This is a genomic window from Streptomyces sp. NPDC050732 (assembly GCF_040654255.1).
Lineage (GTDB): Bacteria > Actinomycetota > Actinomycetes > Streptomycetales > Streptomycetaceae > Streptomyces.
In genome coordinates, this window is sequence record NZ_JBFAHP010000079.1 from 1 (window position 1) to 3297 (window position 3297).

At 72.8% G+C, this 3297-nt stretch carries 4 protein-coding genes; all 4 read right to left on the reverse strand.

The annotated features are described in order from the left end of the window. Positions 1-386: pyridoxamine 5'-phosphate oxidase family protein (locus AB0H82_RS36305; protein WP_362999814.1), on the reverse strand; the 386-nt coding region annotated here is incomplete at its 3' end. A gap of 84 nt (positions 387-470) precedes the next feature. Continuing rightward, complete coding sequence (locus AB0H82_RS36310) at positions 471-2426, reverse strand: anthranilate synthase family protein (RefSeq protein ID WP_362999815.1); 1956 nt, start codon at positions 2424-2426, stop codon at positions 471-473. Then, a complete protein-coding gene (locus tag AB0H82_RS36315) occupies positions 2423-3046 on the reverse strand; it encodes an isochorismatase family protein (RefSeq protein WP_362999816.1) in 624 nt (207 codons plus the stop codon). The genes AB0H82_RS36310 and AB0H82_RS36315 overlap by 4 nt, the downstream gene beginning before the upstream one ends. 48 nt (positions 3047-3094) lie before the next feature. Beyond that, positions 3095-3297: 3-deoxy-7-phosphoheptulonate synthase (locus tag AB0H82_RS36320; RefSeq protein WP_362999817.1), on the reverse strand; the 203-nt coding region annotated here is incomplete at its 5' end.

Consider the following 3297-nt stretch of genomic DNA (forward strand, 5'->3'; position numbering starts at 1 on the left):
GAGGCGTGGGGGTTGGCGGCCAGTTCGCGGCCCTTTTGGCTGCCGGCGTGGGTGATGAAGACGATGCCGTGCTCGGTGACCTGGTTGACGGCCAGGATCCGGGAGGAGGGCCGGCCGCGTTCGTCGGCGGTGGCCAGGGCCAGGGCGCGCGGCTCGCGCACGCCGCGCTCGGTGGCCGCCGCCAGCCAGTCGGCGAGCAGTCCCATCGGCTCGGCGGGCGGGGTGCGGAACTGGGGGAAGTCCACCTCCACGGTGCCCGTCAACGTCTCCGAACGCCGCGCACCGGCCCGCCCGTTGGCCGGCACGGAAGCAGCGGCGGCACCGGAGCCGGTCGCGGTGGCGGTGCCGTTGGCGGCGGTGGCGGTCTGCGGGGACAGCTCAGACATGCGTCATTCCTTCGGAGAAAGATCGGGGGGGTGCCGGGCCGGCGCTCGGGGGAGGGCGCCGGCCCGGCGGCCTTGGGGGCCCGCTCAGGCCGGGTCGGGGGTGCGGGCGGGGGCCAGGAGGCCGGCCAGGACGGTGCCCACGATGCGCGGGCCCTGGCGGGTGAGGACGGATTCGGGGTGGAACTGCAGGGAGGCGAAGCCCGGTCCGCGCAGGGCGTGCACCTCCGCGGTGGCCGCGTCCCGGCTGACCTGGACCAGCTGGCCGTCGGGCACCCCGGGCACGCCGTGGGTGGTGAACTCCTCGTCGTCGCTCAGCAGCGCGAAGGTGTTGTAGTAGCCGACGTGTTCGGGGGTGCCGAACAGGTCGATCTCCTTTTGGACGCCCTGGTTGGGCACGCTGCGGCGGCGCAGGGGCAGGCCCAGTTGCAGGCCCAGGACCTGGTGGCTGAGGCAGACGGCCATAAAGGGGCGCTGTTCGCGCAGCAGGGTGGCCACGGCGGTGTGCAGGTGGTGCATCTTGGGGTGGGCCACTTCCTGCGGGTCGCCGGGGCCGGGGCCCATCACGACCAGGTCGTGGCCCTCGAAGGTGTAGTCCTGGTCGTAGCGGCGCACGGTGACGTGCAGGCCCAGCGAGCGCAGCTGCTGGTCGATCATCGAGGTGAAGGTGTCCTCGGCGTCGACGACCAGGACCTTGCGGCCGGCCAGCTGGGGCAGGGCGGCGCTGCGGCTTTGCAGGTCGGAGAGCCAGAAGCCGGCGATGGTGTCGTTGCGCAGTTCCAGGGCGCGGCGGACGCTGGGGTGGTCGGCGAAGCGGGTGGTGGTGTCGCCGCGCAGGGCGGCGACCAGTCCGGCGGCCTTGGCGCGGGTCTCGGCGGCCTCCGAGGCGGGGTCGGAGTGGCGCACGATGGTGGCGCCGACGCCGATGGCGATGCGTCCTTGGTGGCTGATGTCGGCGGTGCGGATGAGGATGGCGGAGTCCAGCACCCGCCCGCCTCGGGCGTCGCGTCCGATCAGGGCGGCGGCGCCGCTGTAGTAGCCGCGGCCGCCGGGTTCGTACTGGTGGATGATGCGGCAGGCGCTTTCCAGGGGGCTGCCGGTGACGGTGGGGGCGAACATCGTCTCGCGCAGGATGTCGCGCACGTCGCGGTCGGTCTGGCCCTCGATGAAGTACTCGGTGTGGGCGAGGCGGGCCATTTCCTTGAGGTAGGGGCCCACCACGCGGCCGCCGGTGTCGCAGATGCGGGCCATCATCTTCAGTTCCTCGTCGAGGACCATGTAGAGCTCGTCGGTCTCCTTGCGGTCGCCGAGGAATTCCAGCACGCCTTCCAGGGTGGAGCCCGAGGGCGGGTAGCGGTAGGTGCCGCTGATCGGGTTCATGACGGCGGTGCCGTCCTGGAGGCTGACGTGGCGCTCGGGTGAGGCGCCGACCAGGATGCGGCTGCCGGTGTGGATCAGGAAGGTCCAGTGGGCGCCGGATTCGCGTTCCAGCAGCCGGCGGAAGAGGGCCGGGGCGCTGGCGGGGCCGTAGTCGGTGATGTCGGCGACGAAGGTGCGCTTGATGACGAAGTTGGCGCCTTCGCCGGTGCCGATCATCTCCTTGGCGATCCGGCGCACCACGTCCTCGTAGGCGGCGTCGTCGACGTCGAAGTCGCCGCCGGACAGCGGGGTGGGGATGTCGGGGAGGCGGGCCAGGGCCTGGTCCAGGGGCAGTTGCTGCTGGCCGGTCACGGTCATCGCCACCAGGGGGGTGCCGTCGTCCGCGCAGGCGAAGCCGCGTTCGGCCAGCTGCCGGTAGGGCATGACGACCAGGACTTCGTGGCGGGCCGGGGCGCCGGGGGCGCCGGCGTCGGGCAGCGGGATGTCGGCCAGGGTGGCCGGCAGGGACACCGTGCCGGTCAGCACCTCCACGGTGGCGGGGCCGGTGGTGCCGGGCCGGTGCAGCAGGGCGTAGGCCGGTGCCCGGCCCGCCAGTGCCCTCTCCAGCAGGTCGGCGGCCGGCTGTGTGCCGGGCGTGGTGGGGGTGGGTGGTGTCTGGCTCATGTGAACAGCCCCTTGACGGTGGTGACCCGGGCGCAGCGCTCGGCGGCGTAGGTGAGGGCCGAGCGGTGGTAGTCCTGGGAGAAGTCGGCGGTGGCGTCCGCGACGAAGAACGGCTGGATGTCGTGGGTGAAGGCGTCCACGGCGGTGGCCAGGACGCCGACGTGGGCGTAGACGCCGCACAGGATGAGCTGGTCGCGGCCGGCGGCGCGCATCCGCTCCAGGAGGTCGGTCTTGAAGAAGGCGCTGTAGCGCCACTTGGTGAGCAGCCAGTCCTGCTGGGTGGGGGCCAGGGCGTCGACGACCTGGCGGTCTTCGGGGGCGGGGCGCATGCCCGGGCCCCAGAAGTCCTTGAGCAGGCCGCGCTGTTCGTCGTTCATGCCGCCGGGCTGGGCGGTGTAGGCGACGGGGATGCCCTGGGCGGCGCACTGGTCGCGCAGTTGGGCGGCGTGGGTGATCAGGTCCTGGCGCAGGCCGGCGGGGAAGGGCTTGAGGAAGTAGCGCTGCATGTCGTGGACGAGGAGGACCGCGCGGTCGGCGTCGGCGGTCCAGGACACGGCGGCCGGGGGCAGGTCGCCCTCGGCGGGCAGGGGGTAGGGGCTGATGGGGGGTATGCCGGTCATGGTTCCAGTCCTTGGACTTGATGCGTGGCTGCGGATGCGGGGGGTGGGTCAGGCGGGCCAGGCGTTGACGGCGTGCAGGGCCTGGGTGGGGTTGAGGCGGGGGTCGCAGCACGAGGTGTAGCGCTCGCCCACGGTTTCCAGGTCTGCTTCGGTGCTGGCGCACTCGGTGACGTCGTCGGGGGTGGTCTCCAGGTGCAGGCCGCCGGGGGTGCCGCCGCCGGCCTGGACGGCCTGGACGAAGCCGGTGATCT